Annotated in this window: 12 protein-coding genes; 6 read left to right on the top strand and 6 right to left on the bottom strand. The window is 45.3% G+C overall.

What is annotated here, in order from left to right; genetic code table 11:
* The first annotated feature begins 350 nt into the window (after positions 1–350).
* The 6 genes from O3276_RS16965 (at position 351) to O3276_RS16940 (ending at position 13,495) form a co-directional block, all read left to right on the top strand.
* Positions 351–5,060, top strand: a complete 4,710-nt coding sequence (locus O3276_RS16965; RefSeq protein WP_269672389.1) for a coiled-coil domain-containing protein — start codon at positions 351–353, stop codon at positions 5,058–5,060.
* A complete protein-coding gene (locus O3276_RS16960) occupies positions 4,993–5,445 on the top strand; it encodes a solute carrier family 23 protein (RefSeq protein ID WP_332328279.1) in 453 nt (150 codons plus the stop codon). The genes O3276_RS16965 and O3276_RS16960 overlap by 68 nt, the downstream gene beginning before the upstream one ends.
* A gap of 144 nt (positions 5,446–5,589) precedes the next feature.
* Positions 5,590–6,234, top strand: a complete 645-nt coding sequence (locus O3276_RS16955) for a TetR/AcrR family transcriptional regulator (RefSeq protein ID WP_269672388.1) — start codon at positions 5,590–5,592, stop codon at positions 6,232–6,234.
* Between the two features lie 123 nt (positions 6,235–6,357).
* Entirely contained in the window at positions 6,358–11,124 is a 4,767-nt protein-coding gene (locus O3276_RS16950) for a hypothetical protein (RefSeq protein WP_269672387.1), read from the top strand.
* 100 nt (positions 11,125–11,224) lie between these two features.
* Positions 11,225–12,778 carry a hypothetical protein gene (locus tag O3276_RS16945; RefSeq protein ID WP_269672386.1) on the top strand — a complete coding sequence of 518 codons (1,554 nt, stop codon included), beginning with the start codon at positions 11,225–11,227 and terminating at the stop codon, positions 12,776–12,778.
* Positions 12,779–13,183: 405 nt separating this feature from the next.
* Positions 13,184–13,495, top strand: a complete 312-nt coding sequence (locus O3276_RS16940; RefSeq protein WP_269672385.1) for a basic helix-loop-helix domain-containing protein — start codon at positions 13,184–13,186, stop codon at positions 13,493–13,495.
* Positions 13,496–14,568: 1,073 nt separating this feature from the next.
* Here the strand turns inward: O3276_RS16940 and O3276_RS16935 are convergent.
* The 6 genes from O3276_RS16935 to O3276_RS16910 form a co-directional block, all read right to left on the bottom strand.
* Complete coding sequence (locus tag O3276_RS16935; RefSeq protein WP_269672384.1) at positions 14,569–15,396, bottom strand: hypothetical protein; 828 nt, start codon at positions 15,394–15,396, stop codon at positions 14,569–14,571.
* A 472-nt stretch (positions 15,397–15,868) separates the two neighbouring features.
* Positions 15,869–16,993 (bottom strand): hypothetical protein, encoded by a 1,125-nt coding sequence (locus O3276_RS16930; RefSeq protein WP_269672383.1) that lies wholly within the window; start codon positions 16,991–16,993, stop codon positions 15,869–15,871.
* A gap of 174 nt (positions 16,994–17,167) precedes the next feature.
* Positions 17,168–18,034: a hypothetical protein gene (locus O3276_RS16925; protein ID WP_269672382.1), complete on the bottom strand. Its 867-nt coding sequence runs from the start codon at positions 18,032–18,034 to the stop codon at positions 17,168–17,170.
* A gap of 25 nt (positions 18,035–18,059) precedes the next feature.
* Positions 18,060–18,620: a hypothetical protein gene (locus tag O3276_RS16920; protein ID WP_269672381.1), complete on the bottom strand. Its 561-nt coding sequence runs from the start codon at positions 18,618–18,620 to the stop codon at positions 18,060–18,062.
* 368 nt (positions 18,621–18,988) lie between these two features.
* Positions 18,989–19,627 carry a hypothetical protein gene (locus O3276_RS16915; RefSeq protein WP_269672380.1) on the bottom strand — a complete coding sequence of 213 codons (639 nt, stop codon included), beginning with the start codon at positions 19,625–19,627 and terminating at the stop codon, positions 18,989–18,991.
* Positions 19,628–20,334: 707 nt separating this feature from the next.
* Positions 20,335–20,754 carry a hypothetical protein gene (locus tag O3276_RS16910; RefSeq protein ID WP_269672379.1) on the bottom strand — a complete coding sequence of 140 codons (420 nt, stop codon included), beginning with the start codon at positions 20,752–20,754 and terminating at the stop codon, positions 20,335–20,337.
* Between the last annotated feature and the right edge of the window lie 71 nt (positions 20,755–20,825).

Raw genomic sequence — 20,825 nt, 5'->3', positions numbered from 1 at the left:
GAAATATCACTGGCCAATCCGTCCCGAATGGATTCCCGCACTCCCGGTATATCAAGCAGGTGAAGCGTTTCCTGAATAGCACTCCAGGCTGGCATTAAGAGTGGTGGTCGTGAGCGCCCAGCGGCCTTCAGGCCAAACCAGGCACAGGGAACTTTCTGACATTTTGTAGTTCTAAGATATGGCATAAACAAATGTCGTTCGGTCTGCTCTTTTATAAATGCCATCATCACTCACACCAAAAGCAGCAACCATTTAAGATAGGAAAGTTCTAAGCAAGTTAAGTTCAATTCACTACATTGCTTATTTACACTCAGCGATGTACGCAGCCATTCAGAGAAAAGCAGGGACTTATGGATATATCCGCAGCAAAGCAGGATTTTTTCACTCCACAAGCCTCTCAGAAAAAAAAGCCTGGGGGTCGACAGGGGAAAAAAAAATCCACAATAGGTTATGCACTAGAGTGCAATAATGTGACCCATCCAAGAAAACGTCACAACACCTCTCAGGGCTCAGACCAACTCCCCCACCCTGCAAAGATATTGAAAACACGTAAAATTACCCCGCCCATAACAATGCAGGCAAACAACCTCCATGACCAGATTTTTACGGATCTGACCGAAGACCCCAAACAAGGCAAGGGAAAGAAAATTTTTGGGGATTTCTGGGGTGCTTTTAAAAGTATTCTGGATGCATTCTGTGACCAATACCATGGTGATGATACCCCCATAATTGAGGAAAATATCCTGGCAGCATGGATGCCATGCAAAGATATAACCAGAGAAAATGACAAGAAGTTAGTCAAAATTATCTGGGGTGATCGTTATTGCAAAATCACAACGGTTAATTATTTTTGGGATCAGGCAAAGAATATGGTTTTACGAGGCATCAAGGAAGGTGAAAATTACTTCTCTTATGAAACTGAATACAAAACCGGTAAAAAACCAATAACTGCATGGGAATGTCTGGACATATTTTTAACACAATTCATAAGCCGTAAAGGATGGAAATGTTCAGCAGCATTGCTCAGAGAGAAACTGACTTCATCTTTGAAAGACCCAAAGCCAACCGAATCAGACAAGAAAAAAATCAGTATTAGACACTGTGACCAATTTCTCAAACCTGAAGACATTGACAATAAGGGTCTGCAGCTTTTTGGTAAATCTCAATGGCGAGCAATCACTAAACTGATTGCAACATCCTATAACGGTTATAGACCATCCCAACAGGAAAACTGTACACCCGAGGTTCATGATATTTTCCATCAGGCGTTAAAAGACTTTATTCAGATAATGCCAGAAATGCCCGGTATGGATGAAGCAGATGATCTTCATCCTGAAACTGGAGTACCTATAAGAAGGACAGTCGCAACGACTGAATTTAACATAAGTTCATCAGCTAATAAGCTGAACTCTGAACAAACGTTTGCCACATTGATTTATCCATTTGTTCATGCTAAAAAATACGATCTGATGACACAGGATATTGAGAAATATGAGTTCCTGCTAGCGGCGGTAATGAATTTAAAGCACTACTACTTTATCGTGGTAGATCCCAGAAACACCAGTAAAGAAGAATTTAGAAGTGAAGAATTATGGAAAATTGAGCATAAGTACCATAGTATTTTTCCTTTTCTAGTTGCATTTAAACCAGGTGTTAGCTCTATACCCAGCAGTGAAAATCCTGAAATTGGAGAAGATATAAATTACGATGCTTTAAAAAAATGTTTTTCTTCAGAAAATGAATTATCCACAGTAAAAAATATAAATCTTGAACTTGAATCAAGAATTATCAACTCTGAAAAAAATATATCAAGCCTTACAAATGAAAAAAAATATCTGGAAGAAAAAATAGCGTTACTATCTTCAGATAACACAGAAATGAAAGATGAAAACAAAAAACTAACTGACCAACTGAAAAATCACAAGAAAGAAATTTCTGAATATAAAAAACAAATACAATCAACAGAAGAAAAACTGGAAGAAGCCAATCAGCTACTGTTAAAAAAAGAGGAGGAAATTAAAGAAAAACTCACATTAATCAAAGAAAATGAACACCTGACAGAAGAGCTAAAACTGTCAAAAGAGTCAGCAATATCGTTAGAGGGTGAAATAAAATTACTGACAGATACCATAGGATTTCTAAAAGACAAACTAGGCAAACTTGAAGAAGAACATAAAAACATTGAAGAACAATGCAAGAAAAATATAAGTGAAATATGTCCACCAAAAAAAGACACAAAAAAGAATAAATCAGGAGATAAAGATCCGCTACCCCCATTAAGATCAATGAAAAATATGGTAGAATCCATGTACTTGATAACAAGAGAAACAAAGGAAGAGACTGCAAATTTACAACAAAAATTAATGAAAGAAAAAATCAAAAGCCAAAATTCAATTAAAGAAGCAAAATCATTTAGAGATGCTCTTTCTGACAGGGAAAAACAGATTAAAAAACTGGAAAAGGAGATCCAATCAGTAAGAGAAGAAAGTATAGCTTACAATGATACATTACTTGAAAGCAGTGCAAAGATAAAGGAGTTAAAAATTCAACATCAAAATGAAATAAAAACAAGAACAAAAAAAACAGAAGAACTAAAACAAAATCACACCAAAAAAATAAATCACCTGGAAGAAGAAATCAACAACCTTAAAAAGCAGAAAAAAACAAACCAGGATGAATTAAAAAACCTGAAACAGGATCTCAATGAAGCAAATGCAAAATTAAAAAGCAATAATGACATTTTGTACAGAAGTTTAAGAAATAAAATCACAGAACTCTCGAAAAATATCAAAGAAAAAGAAAGAGATATTAAAGAGAAAGATGAAGAGCTAACATCTACAAAAGACCAGATTACAGAACACAGAACAAACTCAGAACAATTAGCAGGTAAAGTTAATGATCTGGAAAGCAATGTTAAAACTTTAGAAAAAGAAAGAGAACTTCTTTGCCAATTACTCAGAGAATGCAGCAACCAGGATGAGAAAATCAAGCTTGAATCCGAAATCACTCACCTTAAAAAAGAACTATCAAGTTCCAGGGAAACCGTCAAAGTGTATGAGAGTGATTTAAAAAAAATGAAAGACAAGCAAGACTCTCTGTTATCCGAATTAGAAAACATTAGATCTGAATCAGCCAAAAAAGAATCAAATGAACGTGAACAACTAATAAAAAAAAAGGTCCTGGAAGACGAATTAAAATTGACTAAGGCAAGTGTTTTACAATCACAATCGGAAGTAAGTAGCCTGAAAAAAGAATACGAAAGACGTATTAAAGCATATGAGAGTGATTTGAAAACATTAAAAGATAAACAAAGCTCTCTTTTATCTGAATTAGAAAGCATCAGATCTGAACTTGCCAACAAAGAAACCAATGAACGTGAGCAACTAATAGAAAAAAACAAACTGAAAGATAGCCTGAAAGCAAGCGAAGCGAGGATGTTACATCTGCAAACGAAAGTCAGCAGGATGAAAGAGTATGAAAAACGCTTTAAAGCCTACGAGATCAATTTAAAAACAATGAAAGACAAGCAAAGCTCTCTTACATCTGAATCAAGAAATATCAGATCGACACTTGCCAAAAAAGAAGCCAATGAACGTAAGCAACTAATAGAGATAAAGAGACTGGAAGATAGCCTGAAAGCATGCAAGGCAAGGATATTAAAATTAAAAACGGAAGTCATCAGACTGAAAAAGCATGAAGAAACCATTAAAACTTATGAGAGTGATTTAAAAACAATGAAAGATAGACAGCACTCTCTTACATCTGAACTAGCAAACATCAGGTCTGAACTTGCCCAAAAAAAAACAAATGAACATAAACAACTAATAGAGAAAAACAAACTGATAGATAGCCTGAAAGAGAGTAACGCAAGTATTTTACAACTGCAAACATCCGTCACTTCCCTGAAAAAACAGGAAGATTGTTTAAGTACAGAAAATAAAAATCTTAATACCCAGTTGACTGAGATAAGATCAGAACTTGAACAGTCAAAATTGGAAAAAGAAGCTGTTGGGCAAGACCTGAGTCTTGCCAAAGATACCATGACCAGGCAAGCAGAAACCATTAAAATAATACGTCAGGATTCTAACCATACACAGAATGAATTGAAAAGAACTCAGGATAAAAACAACCAATTGAAAGAACGGGAAATTATTTTTATCGAGCAACAGGCAGCACAGCTGGATGAAGAGCAGAAGTTAGAACAAGTGCAGAGAGAACTCATTTGCACAAAAGCCCTGGCAGACGCGAAATGTCAGGAAGTCGAAGAATTGAAGCAAGAAATGAATAACCTGAAAACAAATGTTCCTGTGGTCAATCATACTGTTAATCAGCAGATCAATATACTCCAGATGACGCCTGATCAACTAATGAAATACCAAACGGGAATGGAAACACTCCTCAGGCAGAAAGATATTGCCCTTGATCTATTTCGTGAGATGTTGGCGGCAAACGCACAGGCAGCAAAAATCCAACCCGGGCCTGCTCAACTGCCACCATTAAATCCTAAGGCCGTTGTTCCTGTCGGGACCAACACCAACCCAGCTCAGGTGAATAGCACTACTGGCATTAGTAATGAAACCGGTATTGCATTTTCTGTCCTATGCCAACAATTATTGCAAGACGATAACCCGACATCTGAGCCTGACATCGTTCAGCCACCATTGACCTCAGCAGGTACAGAGTCAGCACGATCAGTGGCAACAGTCACACCTCAACAACTATCAATGTGTGATCCGGGGACGTTCAATTCCAGTTCACAGTGGCCCGTATCCGGAGGAAAACTCTCAACTATATCGTTGAGCACTCCTGTGCAGGAGAGCACCGGGTCAGCCCCAAATACCAACGAATCACAATACAGAAGGTCAGCTTTAACTACCTCCGGATTACCATTCCCCGGGTTAGAAGACACATCCCTTCGCACTCCAGATGCTGACACACCATGGAGCTTTGGATCTATTCCCTCACTGCTTGACATTATCACTGATTTAGACGATATGTCCTCTGAAGAACCTATATTTAAGGCACCAGTCCCTATCCAACCCCCATTGCCAAAATCCTGATGACGTTCCCTTTAAATATGGCTTCTCGTTTGACTGGCTGGCATTTTTTCCCATTGCCATTATTTATCTGATCACTGCCATTGAATCTACCGGTGACCTGACTGCTAACTGCATGATCTCCAGGCAGCCTATCCAGGGGGAAGACTATCTTCGTCGTATTAAAGGCGGCGTTCTGGGCGATGGTTTCAACTCCATGCTGGCTGCAGTTTTCAATACCTTCCCCAACACTACTTTCAGCCAGAATAACGCGGTTATTCAACTGACTGGTGTTGCCAGTCGTTATGTTGGCTATTTTGTGGCTGGGATTCTGGTCATACTCGGATTGTTTCCTGTCACAACAAGTTTGGCGTTAGCGGGTGGCATGAACGAGTGTGGCAGGGCCTGATAAAAGTGCATTTGTAATATCGAAACCTGCTGCTTTTGAAGTATCATACCGGCTTGGCACCGCCCTCCCGGCCATGCCGGTATCAGGAATAATACTTCTCTCAATCACCTGAGGTTATCACCACGAACAGGATTGAATGAGCATATGGACGCAGTTGCGAAAAAATACCGTCCCGGGAAAATCCGGGAAAATAATAAAAAAAGCATTCTGGTCGCTGCCGAACAGGAGTTTGTGACCCATGGCTTCAAAGGCACTACCATGCAGCGCATTGCGGAACGAGCAAACCTGCCCAAGGCCAACGTTCACTACTACTTCAGCAATAAGCTCTCGCTCTATGCTGCCGTTCTGTCGCATATCCTCAAGCTATGGGATCAGAGCTTTAACAGCCTCACTCCTGAGGATGACCCGGAAGAGGCGCTGGCCGCCTATATCCATACCAAAATCATGTTCTCCCGGAAGAATCCCCTGGCATCCAGACTCTTTGCCCAGGAAATCATCAATGGCGGTCCGCACCTGACAGAGTATTTTGGTGAGGACTATCAGCTGTGGTTTCGGGGACGGGCACAGGTGTTCAAAGCATGGTCTGACCAGGGAAAAATGGATGCGGTCGATCCTGTGCACCTTATCTTTCTGCTCTGGTCATCCACACAGCACTATGCAGACTTCTCTTACCAGATAGCCCGGGCCATTGGAAAAGATACGCTTGAGCAGTCTGACTATGACCAGGCAACAGAGACATTAACCCGGATAGTCCTGAAAGGGCTGGGCATTACTCCAAACCAGCGTTAAACCTACTGGCAACATCGACCTTTTCTCGCCTCATTCCAGCGATGAAAGGTTGATATCATTGAACGTCACAAGCGGAACCTAATAATCGTTTTGAGGTCAAACGGCGGTATTTATAGTCCACGTGTGCAGGGTTTTATTCTGAAAGCATCCCCATCAAGCCACCCCCATCGAAGGCCTGCTGGCCGGGTTACCCATCAAGCCAGATCAAGTGGAATTCCAAACCGCTCCACAAGTACATTTAACGGTCAGAGAGTATCAAAGTCCCATAGAGATAAAGCCTCCGCTACGGATCATGGCAAGCAACTTGAAGATGACTTCTGGAATAATAAACCATTACAAGGACGAAAAATCACCCCGGCTGATGTGCTCAGAGCCTATTGGAATGACATGACTTCTCTGAGACGTGGCTTCTTTCTGCAAAAGCTCTGCTTACAGAACATTTTACAGGGCAATAGAAAAGTTACCCCGGAGCAGGTCATTCAGGAATTCAACCGGCAACCAGGCCAATATAATAAGCAAAAATTACCAATAGCACGCTTCAAGGCGGAGTGCTGCCTGAAGGGCCTGTCGCTAAATGGCCATCGGCTCTCAACGGATGCGGTGGTCAAGAATTTTCAGGCACTCAAAGCCCCCCTGGCGTTGGCGCGTTTTAAAGAACAATGTTGCCTGAGAGACCTGGCAGTCAATGGCCAGCGGGTCACACCGGAGGCGGTGGTTCACGATTTTCAGGTGACCAACGCAGCACTGGAACTGGTGCGCTTTAAGGAAATATGTTGCCTGAAGGGCCTGTTGTTGAATGGCCATCACGTCACACCGGAGGCGGTGGCCAGGGATTATCAGGCAATCAACGCAACACAGGAGTTGGCATACTTTAAGGAACTGTGTTGCATGAAGGGCATAATGTTGAATGGCCAGCCGGTCACACCGGATGATGTGATTAAGGGGTTCAGGGGTACCCCGGAAAGCAAACTGTCAATAGCACGCTTCAAAGCGGAATGTTGCCTGAATTGCTTGCCGCTACGCGGCCAGCCGGTCACGCCGGAGGCGGTGGTTAAGGATTTTCAGGCAGTCGGCGTCCTCCTTGACCTGGCGCACTTTAAGGAACAATGCTGCCTGAAAGGCATGACATTGAATGGTCAGCTGGTTGCACCGGAAACAGTGGTTAAGGATTTTCAGGCCGCCGGAGCACTCCTGGGGCTGGCGCGCTTTAAGGAGCATTGCTGCCTGAAAGGCATAACATTGAATGGTCGTCTGATCACACCGGAGGCGGTGCTCAAGGAGTATCAGGCATCTAACGCAACACTTGAGTTGGCCTGCTTTACCGAAATCTGTTGGCAGAAAGGCCTGCCGATACATGGCCAGCACGTCACACCGGAGGTGGTGGTTAAGCATTATCAGATGGCCAGCGCCTCACTGGAGCTGTCCCGTTTCAGAGAGCGATGTTTCCTGAAAGGCATAATGCTGAATGGCCAGCCGGTCACACCGGATGCGGTGGTTAAGGGTTATAAGGTTGCCAATGCATCACTGGAGCTGACCCGGTTTAAGGAACAATGCTGCCTGAAGGGCCTGCGGTTAAATGGCCAGTGGGTAACATCGGATGAAGTGGTGAATGACTATCAGGCAGTCGGGGCAACAACGGATCTGGCGCTCTTTAAAGAACGATGTTGCCTGAAGGGTCTGCCATTGCATGGCCAGCCAGTCATACCAGACACCGTGGTTAAGGATTATCAGGCCGCCAAGGCACCACTGGAGCTGGCACGCTTTAAGGAACAATGCTGCCTGACAGGCTTGTTGTTAAATGGGCGGCCGGTCACGCCAGAGGCGGTGGTTAAGGCCTTCCCGGCTACTCTCGATGGCAAACTGGGAATAGCACACTTTAAGGAGCAATGTTGCCTGACAGGCTTGATGTTGAATGGCCAGCCAGTGAAACAGGATGCGGTGGTCAGGGATTTTCAGGCCGCCAGGGCACCACTGGCGCTGGCACGTTTCAAGGAACAATGTTTCATGATGGGCCTGGCAATAGCTGGTCGGCAGGTCACACCCGATGAGGTGGCCAGGGATTTTCAGGCAGCCAAAGCCACTCTGGAGCTGGCACGCTTTAAGGAACTGTGTTGTCTCAGGAACCTGGCATTGAATGGCCAGCCGGTCACGCCGGATGCTGTGGTGAAGGATTTTCAGGCCGCCAGAGCAACACTGGAGCTGGCACACTTCAAGGAACTGTGTTGCCTGAGGGGCCTGGCATTGAAGGGTCAGCAGGTCACAGCGGATACGGTGGTTGAGGCATATCCCGATAGTCCGGAGGGCAAACTGGGGAAAGCGCGCTTCAAAGCGGAATGTTGTCTGAAAGGCATGGCGTTGAATGGCCAGCCGGTCACACCGGATGCGGTGATTGAGGATCTTCAGGCCGCCAGGGCAACACTGGAGCTGGGTCACTTTAAGGAAGAATGCTACCTCAGGAGCCTGTCACTGAAGGACCAGCAGGCCACACCGGATGCGGTGGTCAGGAGTTTCCCGGATAGTCCGGAAGGCAAACTGGGGGCGGCACGCTTTCAGGAGCTGTGTTGCCTGATGGGCCTGCTGTTGAATGGGCAGCCGGTCACACCGGATGCGGTGGTGAAGGGTTTCCCGGATAGTACCGCAGGCAGACTGGGAATAGCATGCTTTAAGGAAAAATGCTGTCTCAGGGGCCTGGTGTTGAATGGCCAGCCAGTGACACCGGATACAGTGATTAAGGGCTATAAGGCAGTCAGAGCAACGCTGCAACTGGCGCACTTTAAGGAAAAGTGCTGCCTGAGGGGCTTGCTACTGAATGGTCAGCCAATCAAACCGGATACGGTGGTAAAGGCGTTCCCGGAGAGTATGGAAGGTAAACTGGGGATCGCACGATTTAAGGAGAAATGTTACCTGAAAGGCCTCACTCTGCGTGGCCCGCAGCTCACATCAGATGCGGTGGTCAGGCATTTCCCGAGCAGTCCGGAAGGCAAACTGGCGATAGCGCACTTCAAGGAACTGTGTTGCCTGAAAGGCCTTCTGTTGAATGGCCAGCAGGTGACAACGGACAGAGTGGTGAAGGATTTTCCGGACAGCCCGAAAGGAAAACTGGGGATAGCGCACTTTATGGAAAAATGTTGCCTGAGGGGCCTGGTGTTCAAAGGCCAGCCAGTCACACCGGATGCGGTGGTTAAGAGCTTCCCGGATAGTCCTGAAGGCCAGTTGGGAGTGGCGCGCTTCAAAGCGGAATGTTGTCTGAGGGGTTTGCTGTTGAATGGCCAGCTGGTGACGGCGGACTCGGTAGTCAAAGATTTTGAACGCATTGGCAGATTGCTGGAAATCGCTATTTTTTATGCTCAGCTGGCATTGAATGCGAAAAAACTGAATGGCCGTTATCTGGGTAACAAGGACGTATTGGCAGCATTTAATCAAGTCCCCGGGGATCAATCGGCAAGGCAAACCCGATACCTGATTGAAAGGCTGAAACACTCTCAGTGGTGGGATGAAAACAACGACGCTCAGGATTTGCTGCAAGAGGCCTGGCAAATCCTGAACAACGCATCAGTCAAAGGGGATGAGCAACATCGACTGCAATGCGTATTGAAATTCATGGCTATGCAGCATGAACTGTCCATTGATCAACAGGGCGTGTCTGCAGAGCAGGTATTGCAATCCATCAACACCCTGAGACACTCATTTCAGAAAGCACGGCTGCATTTCTTCTTCCTGGCCTACTGCTATCTCACCAGCCACGGGGTTAATGGACATCAAATCCAAAAAGATCAGGTTCTGGAGTGCCTTCAGAGTTTTATCGAAGCCAGCAAACTGCAACATGCTTTAGGCTGCTGGTTTGAGCAATGCAAATCCGAAGCCGATGTAATGGATAATCTACTGCGTCAAAAGGAAAATATGTTCACTCCGGGGAGTATCAGTGCACAAGGATACGTAGCCGCTCAGGCAACAAACACCGGTGTAGCGCACACCCGGCAGCTATGGCCAAATGGACCGGTTTTTTTCGACAAGCAGGTTCCACAGTTAACCGCACTCACACTTAAAGCACTGGATATTATTCAGGAAATCAATATTTCCTGTACCGATTCCCCCGTTCTGATTACCGGTTCTTTCGCACGTTGTTTGCAAAATATGTGCTCAGTATTTAATGACATTGACATTATCTGCGCGACAGAAAAGTCGGCCAGAATACTCTGTGAAAAGCTGCGGGCACTGACCACAGACAGGGATTCAGACATTCCCAAAAGTATTGTCATCCGGGAAGTCCCGGGGTGTCAGGAGATCAGACTACCAAATGGCTTCAATATTTATCTTAAGGACGATGATTTCGGGATAAAAGCCATGGCACTTCAGGTCAGTGTTGATGCCAGAGTCGTTCATGAAAATGCCGCACAATTGGCTGTTCACGTCCACGGTGTTCAGAGACCTGTACAGTGTTTGTCGTTTACTGAAGAAACCCGATTACTGAACGATACGCTGGAATACCTCGCCAAGAGCCTTGATCCGCTCACCGTAAGGCTACAAAAAGGGGAGGTATTTAAAATACCACGAACCATTCTTTTTAATGCCCCTCAAAACAGCGATGAGCGTATTTATGGCTTGCTGTTACGCTGCCTGCTCACTCTGAATAAAGCCAGGCAGTTTATCACCCTGCACTGTGCAGGCAGTCCCGGAAAACCGGACTGCCACAGTCGTCAGCTGCAAAAAGAACAACGACGGCTTTATGCACTGACTGAGAATCTGCACATGAAATTGACCAGCCATGTTTGCCGTAATGATTTTGAGCACAGAATTAACAACTGGCTATCGACAACTCAGCCTGTTAATGATTGCCCGACCAATAAGAAAGAGTTCATCCAGGCACTGCTGGCGATGATGTACGCTTAATAACTCAAATCGGTATTGTTAAGTAGTTGGCCAAATGGAACTTAATGATCATTTTTCAGTCAAAGGGGATGTTTTTCGTTCAGGTGTGCAGGGTTATATTATGAAACCAACTACCTCAACCTTCTCCCCCCCAGAGTCCGCTGGCTATGTTGTCCAACAGGCCGGTTCTGACGAGATATCTGGCCGATCCGCAAGCACCTTTAACGGTATGGGAATCTCAACCCTTGAGTCTTGCGGGCGAACAGCCACCACGGTCTATGAACGCATCAGTATAGAGGTTGCCTTTTGGCAAAACAAACCACTACAAGGACGTCAAATTACCCCGGCTGTGGTACTTAACGCCTATGGAAATGATACAACGTCCCTCAGAAGTGGCGTCTTCCTACAAAAACTCTGCCTGCGAAACATTCCCCATAACAATCGACAAGTAACCCCGGACCAGGTCGTTCAGGAGTTCAACCGACAGCCAGATCAAAACAATGAGTACAAATTAGCCATCGCACGCTTCAAAGCGGAATGTTGCCTGAGGGGGCTGCCGTTGAATGGCCAGCCGGTTACAGCTGATGAAGTGTATAAGGACTTCATGGAGAGTCCGGCTGGCAGCGAGGAGATAACGCTGTTCAACACCAAACGTTATCTGAATGGTTATACTGATCGTCAGGTCGACCCGGGTCATGATCCTGAAGGATACGCAGCCTCTACCTTTCAGCATCAGACTTCTGCTGCCGTTAGAAGAGCGCTTCCCTCATCAGACAATCAGGCTTCGCCGTTAAATGTGCTAACTCGCAGAGCACTGGAGATGATCCAGGAAATCAATGAGTCTTATAACACGCCCCCCATTCTGGTTACCGGTTCATACGCGCGTTTTTTACAGAACCGTTGTGCATCATTCAAAGGTATTGACATTATCTGCTCGACTGAAGATTCGGCCAGGAAACTCTTGAAAAAGATGCAAGCGCTTCAGGAAGAACTTGACATTGACCGGGATTTAGGCGCCAACGACAATATCTCCATCCTCCCAATACCCGGATGCCGGGCGATTCAACTACCAAAGACTTACACTATTCATCCTAAAGACAGCAGTTCAGACATCTCGGGGCTGGGGCTTATGGTCAGTGTTGACGACAGAGTCATCAATGGACATTCAGCACCATTGGCCATTCGTGTTCCTGGCGTTGAGAGGCCGTTATGGTGTTTGTCGTTTGCTGAAGAAACCCGGTTACTGAACGATACACTGGAACACCTCATAGGGAACCTTAACCCGCTGACAGTTGAACTGAATCAAGGCACAGCGCTTGAGCTACCTCGCACCATTCTTTTTGGCTTTCCAAAAAACGGCAAAGAACGTATTTATGGCTTGCTGGTTCGCGCGCTGCTTACCCTGGATAAAGCCAGGCAGTTTATCTCCATATTCGCTGAAGAAGAGCCTGACGGTCAGCTGCAAGCGCAACAACAGCGCCTTCATACACTTGCTGCAATTCTGCAGAGGAAATTGAGCAGGCATATTTGCCGCAGTGATTTTGAATGCAGAGTTTCCTGCTGGCTATCGACGGTTCCGCAGGTGAGTGACTACGAGATCAAGAGGGTGGAATTTCTCACATCACTGTTGAAGATGATGCATCCTGAGCTACATCGGATAGACTCAACTCATTGAACATTTGATCATCGGTAACTCAATCAGAATCTTTCAACCTTCTGTCTCAGGCCAGGTTATGTCAAACACTTTCCAGTTCTTGCAGTTTGGTTCCTGCGAAATATGTGGCCTTGCCCAATTACCGGAGCAACTGGCTTGCCTTATGGTTCCACTTGATCAGAACAAGATGCGTTTTTTCACTCTCTTTTATTGCGCCGATAACCCTCAATGCCACCTGAAAGCCATTGATAAGCTGTCCGAAAAAGAAGGTAAGCGATATTCAGGAATCCAATGCCGCTGACTGCTGACTATTTTGACTTTGCACATGTTGAACTCAAGGTTTCTTGTTCAAATTGCTGGAGGTATGACATCAGATGAACTTGAATATAACGCCGATGCAGTATCGTACGCCATCGGACAATCCTTATGGCATGTGTCAAATCAATCCTGCCGCAGGATGCACTTTCAATCAGTTTAATGTCCAGCAAATTAACCCTCAACTCCAATACTCCATACCAACCACAGAGGAAAGTACAAATCCCCCCCCAACGTAGTTATGTTGAACGGAAAAAGATCCGCGCCGATAATGAAAAAAGACGCAGGGCAACTATTAATCAAGCCTACCAGGCACTTCGAAATGAAATTCCCGGAGCAGCCAATCAAAAATTAACAAAGATAGAGACTTTGATACAAGCCACGGCATACATTCAACAATTAGAAGAGCAACTTGAAGGCTGACTTTTGAAGATAGTCAATTGTTCGACATGACAGACTCGTATGCCTTCTGAAATCTCGAACTCAAGGACTGGAGGTTAAAATATGGATCGGTCATTACCATGCTGAGTTATTGATTCCCTTATCAAGTCAGTCGCTTTTCGACCAGCAATTTTTGCCTGTTCTCTGTCACCGGTATTCTTGAGAGTAAAATAGTAAGCCTTACTGTAAGCCCTTCGACAAGCCTGATGAATAGAATTCTTGCACTTCATCTGGTAAGCCTTCCGGGTAGCTCTCCCTCTCCGGGACTCCTCCCAGGCGCGTTTGACAGCCTTCCCTCTCTCGGACATACGATAAACCTTCTGGTATTCCTTTTTCTATCTGACCGATCGTGAGTGACTGCAGGCGTGCGGGGTAGAGGTATAACATAACGGGACGATTCAGGTGCTCTAAACCCAATAGTTTCCGTTGAAGCCTGCCCTTGTGTGTGTGTATTTAACGGGCCAACGATAGCAACTGGTCGTGATGATGGCTGGGAAAAATCAGCTAATGAATTTTCTGAGGGTACTTCCCGCGCTATCTGTTGAGAGTTTTTAACAGTTAAATCTGTGGGTGAAAAAGGATTATTAACAGGTTGACTGGAAGAATCACAAGATACTTTTACATCAAGCTCTTCTGATGTAAGCCCAGAATGCTTGAATTGACGTTCAGTGGGCGGTCGTTGGGAAATTATAAAATCTTTAAGTGCACGTGAAATTGATGGTATGCCCTGATTGCTTACCTCCCGGTTTGAATATCGGGGCAATGGATCAAGTGCCTGCACCGAATAACCAGCCATGGTTCGCTGTGAGCCAAAGGTATCAGGTGGTAAAGCTGATCCTGGACAACCCTGCGAACAGGAGGAAAAGGAATTTGTGTCTATGTTAAATCTGTACATTAGAATTAGTGAGATATTGAATTACAGCTTAAGACTGTGCCTTCATTATAAAAGTTCCTCCCGGCCCCACCCCATTCAACAATTATTTCAACCAGACCTGAAGATTTACGATGACTGTTAACCATAAGCAGTTAACCAATATCATACTGCTACTGGCTTATCAGTCAGTTTTAAAAGCAGGCAAGTCGGAAGTAGCAGAACCTGATTCAAGCTCACTTTTTTTTGCCTCGCCAGATACTCTTGCAAGAGCGCCAGCCTGCTGACCAGCGATTCTTGCCAGTTGCCTGTCACCGGTGCTCCTGAAAACTTTATAGTAAGCCTTATGATAAGCATGTTGGTAAGACTTCAAGACAACCTGCCCTTGTTCGGACTGTGCCCAGGCTCGGTAAGTAGCCTTCCGTTGCGCAGACACACGGTAAGCCTTCCCTTTCGCAGACTGTTCCCAGGCTCGTTTGGCAGCCTTCCCTTTCTCAGACTGCGCATAAGCCTTGCGGCAAGCCTTCCCTCTCTCAGACTGTAACCAGGCCTTCTGGACAGCTTTCCCTCTCTCAGACTGTGCGTAAGCCTTCTGGCAAGCCCTCCCTTTGTCAGACTGTGCGTAAGCCTTCTGGCAAGCCTTCCCTCTCTCAGACTGTAACCAAGCCTTCCGGACAGCTTTCCCTCTCTCGGATTCACGGTAAGCCTTTCTGACAGCTTTCTTTCTTAGCGACTCCACCCTGGCTCGTTTGGGAGCCCTCCCTTTCTCAGGCTGGGCGTAAGTTTTCCGGGAAGCGTTCCCTCTTTCGGACTCCGTTCGGGTTCGTTTGGAAGCCCTCCGTTTCTCAGGTTGTACGTAAGTCTTATCATGATCGCTGGTCAAAGATTCGCCAGCTCCTGAAACAGAGGCTTCAACATCCAACTCATCTTCTGCTGTTTCGTGCAACGTTGAGATAAGTGGAAGATGATCATTACTTAAACCGTATGAGTGAGAGCTAACTTCATCGACCATACTCCAAACCTGCTCAATTCTTATTTCTGATTGATTGGATAGAATTCTGTTACTTTGTTCGGCCTTCTGATAATCCCCGGGTCTATGTGATATGTCTGGCAGCTTGATTTTTTCAGGTTCCTGCGAATAAATAATCCTGACGGGTATTTTTTTAAAACGGAAATCATTGAACGGGTTATGGAAGTTTTCACTATATGGAATCAAGGGATTTATATAATTATTTGGTACAGTTTGATCAACTCGCAGCCCGAATACCAAACCACTTTGCTGCGACCAGTCTTGAACAGTGAATCCACTGCCCGACATAACAGGCTCATACGCTCTTCGGGATCCCGAATACAAAAAGTGTGAATTAAAATATGGAGTATACATTGAATTATTGATTTATTGAATTGATGACTAGGACTATACTTTCTTATAAAAGTTCCTACCTGAAAGATACTACTCCATATTTATGTCAGCCAGGTATAGCTCATTTATTTTTTGCTTTATTTGAATTCATTATAAAAGCGGTAGCTTGCCTGCCTGCGATTCTTGCTTGCGCTTTATCACCGGTATGATTGAAAACTTTATTGTAAGCACTGGTGTAAAGTGTCCGGTAAGCCTTACCCCTCTCTGAATTTCTCCATATCAGTCTGGACTCCTTCCCTTTCTTGGAGTTTGCCCAGGCCTGTCTGACAGCCCTCCCATGCACGGACTCACGGTAATTCTTCTGGTTCGCCTTCCCTTTCTCGGACTCATCGTAAGCCTTCCGGACAGCCCTCCCTTTCTCGGACAGACGGTAAGCCTTCCGGGCAGCCTTCCCTCTCTCAGACTGACGGTAAGCTCTATAGTATGCCTTACCTACCTCGGACTGAGCCCAGGCTCGTTTGGCAGTCTTCCGTTTCTCGGTATGTTCGTATGCATTCCGGGAAGCTTTTCGTTTATCGCTCTGTTCATAAGCCTCAAGGAAAGCCTTCCCTCTTTTGGACTTCTGGTAAGCCTTCTGGTAAGCCCTATAATAAGCCTTCCCTGCTTCAGACCGATCCCAGGTTCGTTTTCTCGGAGGCCTCCGTTTTCCACTCTGTCCACAGCCCTTCCAGGAAGCCTCTCCTTTTTCGGATTCATGGTGAACCTTCTCTTTCCCGGACTGTGTACAAGCCTTATCAGGAACTACGGCCAGAGATTCACCAGATCCTGAAGCAGAAGCTTCAGCATCAAACTCATTTTCAGCCGTTTCTCTCAACGTTGAGATAAGTGGAGGAGGATCAGTATTTATAAAGTATGAGTGAGAATACGCTTCACCGGCCATACCCAAAACCTGATGAGTTCTTGAATCTGATTGACTGGTAAGAACTCTGTTATTTTTGTCATCCTCCGGTTGTGCCTTGGGTTCAGGTGAGAAGTCTGACGGCTGGTATTGTTCACATTCTTGAGAATAAATCACCCTGACCGGCATTGTTTTAAAACGGGAATCATTGAACGGGTTATGGAAGTTTACACTATATGGAATTAAGGGGTTTACATAATTATTTGGTGCAGTTTGATTAACTCGCAGCCCGAATACTAACCCACTTTGCTGCGACTGGTCGTGAAAAGCCAATCCACTGCCCGTCACAACAGATTCATACGCTTTCTGAAATACTGAATACAAGGAGTGTGAGTTAAGATATGGAGTAGCCACTGATTTATTGAATTATTAGATTATTGAATTAATGATTAGGACTGTACTTTCCTGTAAAAGTTCCCATCTGACAGACCAAATTTAATATTTAACCTGGCACTTAAAGGTTTATCTAAGCGCATTATTTTTTGTTTTATTCGACTCCCTTATCAATTCGCTAGCTTGCCTGCCTGCAATTCTTGCTTGTTCTCTATCTCCGGTTTTCTTGAAAACTTCATAGTACGCCTTTTGGTAAGCAAAATTGCAAGACTTAGCTTGCTCGGACTGTATGTAAACCCTCTGGTAAGCCTTCTGGGTGGCGATCCCTTTTTTGGACGAGCGATAAGCCTTCCGGACAGCTTTCCCTTTCTCAGATTTTGCGTAAGCCTTCCGGACAGCTTTCCCTTTCTCAGATTTTGCGTAAGCCCTCTGGTAAGCCTTCGCTTTCTCGGACCTGGCCCAGGCCCGTTTGTTAGCCTTCCCCTTCTCGGACATGCGGTAAGTCCTATCATAAGCCCGCCGGTAACCCTTACCATGAGAGAGAGGTTCACCAGAGCCTGCCGCAGAAGCTGCAACATCCAACTCATTTCCTGCTGCCAATGGGTTAGAACATTCACCAGCCATACTCCAAACCCGATCAATTCTTATTTCTGGTTGACTGGTAACAATTCTGATATTTTGATCAGCCTCCTGGTATGCTCCGGGTTTATGTGATAGGCCTAACGGTTCACTTTGTTCAAATACTTGAGGATAAATAACTCTGACAGGTACTTTTTTAAAACGGGAATCATTGAACGGGTTATGGAAGTTTCCACCGAATATAATCAAGGGGTTTACATAGTTACATGGTCTAAATTGATCAACTTGCAGGCCGAACACTAAACCACTTTTCTGTGGGCAGTTTTCAACAGGTAACCCATCGTTCAATATAACAGACTCTTGTACTTGCTGAAATCCAGAATACAAGGAGTGTAACTTGGAATATGGATCATTCATTGAATTATTGATTTCATTTGGTTAACTACTTATGTAAGCCAGGCATCGAGATTGATTCAAGTTTATTTTTTTTTGCTTTATATGACTCTCTTACAGGGACTGCAGCTTGCCTGCCCGCAAATCTTGCCTGTTCTAAATCACGGGTATCCCTGAAAGCTCTATAGTAAGCCTTATTGTAGGCATTCTGGTAAGCCCGCCGTATAGCCTTGCCATTTGCGGAGTTACGGTAAAGCTTCTGGTAGGCCTTTTGGGCAGCCTTCCGTTTCTTATCCTGTTCATGAGCATTATCAATAATGATGGTTAAAGATTCGTCAGATTTTGCAGCAGCAGCGGTAAGATCAAACTCATTTCCTGTTGCCAAAGGGTTAGAACATTCACCAGCTATACTCCAAACCTGATCAATTCTTGTTTCTGGTTGACTGGTAACAATTCTGATATTTTGATCAGCCTCCTGGTATGCACCGGGTTTATGTGATAGCCCTAAGGGTTCACTTTGTTTAAATTCGTGAGAATAAATAACCCTGACTGGCATTTTTTTAAAACGGGAGTCACTTAATGGGTTATGAAAGCTTTCACGATATGGCATGAAGGAATTCACATAATTACTTGGTGCAGTTCGACCAACTTGCAGCCCGAATACCGATCCATGTTTCTGAACCCTTGCTGTAAAAGCCGACCCCCTGTTTAACACAACAGATTCATACGCTTTCTGAAATTCCGAGTACAAGGGATAAAAGTTAGAATACGGGTCAGACATTGAATTATTTAATTACAGAATTATAGACTATGACAACTCCTTCTTATAAAAGTTCCTCGCTAACAAAATCCATTCAATATTTATCATAAATATAAAGTCACTATGGTTTTAAAATAGCGATATAAACTGCTTAAAAGTCGGCAACTTACAGATAAACAATAGTTCATTTGTCGTGCAATGTTTTTCCTGGTTGACGATCAAGAACCTGTTTGCTCTCTAAGAGGCTCATTATTGTTTGCTTTATTGGCTTCTCTTATAAGGGCAGTAGCTTGCCTACCAGCGGCTCTTGCCTGTTCAATATCACCGGTAACCCCTAAAACCTCATGGTAAGCTTTACGGTAAGCCTTCAGGCAAGCACGTCCTTGCGGAGACTCACGGTAATACTTCTGGTAAACCTTTTGATAAGCTTTCACTCTCTCGCACTGACTGTAAGCCTTTCGGTAAGCCTTCCGCTTCTCGGTCTGTTCGTAGGCTTTGACGTAAGCCTTCCACTTCTCAGTCTGTTGGTAGGCTTTGATGTAAACCTTCCGTTTTCCCGACTGTGCGTGAGCCTTCTGGCCAGCCATCCCTTTGCTGGACTGACGATAAGCCCGCTGGTAGGCTCTGCGTTTCCAGGACCGCGCGCAAGCCTTCCCTTTCTCAGACTGCGCCCATGCTCGCCTGCGAGCCTTCCCTTTTTCGGACTGACGGTAAGCCTTCTGGTAAGCCCTCTGATAAGCCTTTATTCGCTCAGACTTTGCGTACGCCTTCCGGGCAGCTTGCAATTCCTTGGACTCACAGTGATCCGTGCTGGTCAGAGATTCATCAGAGTCGGAAGCCGTAGCTTTATCATCCAACTCATTTCCTGCAGGCGATGTATCTCGATGCAGCTGTTCACTATCCAGTGGAGGATTAGCAACTAATGCGTTTTGTGAGGTTGATTGCTCTAATCCTAAAATAGACTGGATCGAAAAACGTTCATTACCAGGAATATATTTGGGAACATGATCATTATTCCGTGGTTGTATTCTAAGCGGATGATCTTCTTGAAGATGGCTACTAACCATCAGTATCGACCTTTTTTCAAGCCGGGGATCACCTGATGGATCATTAAAAAGTACTCTTGGCTGCTGGAGGCAGTGTTTAACAGTTTCATCAGCACGCATAGCGCATTGCAAATTTGCTACGTCCACAACTTCACGGAAGAATGCCTGACAGGATGCGGCAGATTCCGAATAAGCACTATCTCGAAGATAAGAAAAGTGATCCGCAGCTATATTAAAATTAAAATCAGCAAAGTAGAAAGGCATAATAATTGAATTATTGAATTATTGAATTTTATCCTATGACCTCTATTTCATATAAAAGTTCATACAGCCTTTAAGAAAAAACCATCTCCATCAGTTCCGTGATCAAATCCATCCAGGACATTACGAGTGGCTGGTGAAGGAGTACAACCAGGAAAAGAACCGGGTAGTGATTGAGAAAACCTTGAAGAGTTGCTGAAGCTGGCAGACCAGCTCCTGCTCAGCAACGGGCATCCAGTAAAACTGGATACCCCGGGCTAATTTGCGAGTCTCACCATTGCATTGGTACTCCTTGCGCACCAGCAGCTGGCGGATGGACTGTTCAAAGGACAAATCGTGCTGACGCGGCGCCAGAAGTCAGCCCCCGGAGCCTGATCGTTGCTGCCCATTGTGGTTAGCTGCTCGGGGCTGGCCAGTACCAGCAGCGAGACATGGTTACCCAGGGGGCGCTTCTCTTTTGTCCGGTCGTATAGACAAGGGTTCTCAGGGGTCAGCAGTTCATTGAACGCTGGCAGCTCCTCGCTGGTGAAAGAACGGATGTCCAGTACCAGCGTCAGCGGGGTATCGCTGGCAAAGAGTCGGCCAGACTCAAGGACGGGCTGGCTGTCAGCCGTAATGTGCAGACGCTGCACCAGGTTGTCTTCACACAAATCATCGGGATGGGTGATAAGCAGCACATTCCCGCCGCTGTCACGGGTCCGGGCGTGCAGCAGACTGCGTACCTCTTGATCAGAGGCTACAAAATGAA

It is taken from the genome of Endozoicomonas sp. GU-1, from assembly GCF_027366395.1.
Classification (GTDB): Bacteria; Pseudomonadota; Gammaproteobacteria; order Pseudomonadales; family Endozoicomonadaceae; genus Endozoicomonas.
The sequence above is the reverse complement of the archived record's forward strand: the minus strand, read 5'-3'. Positions and strand labels throughout refer to the sequence as shown.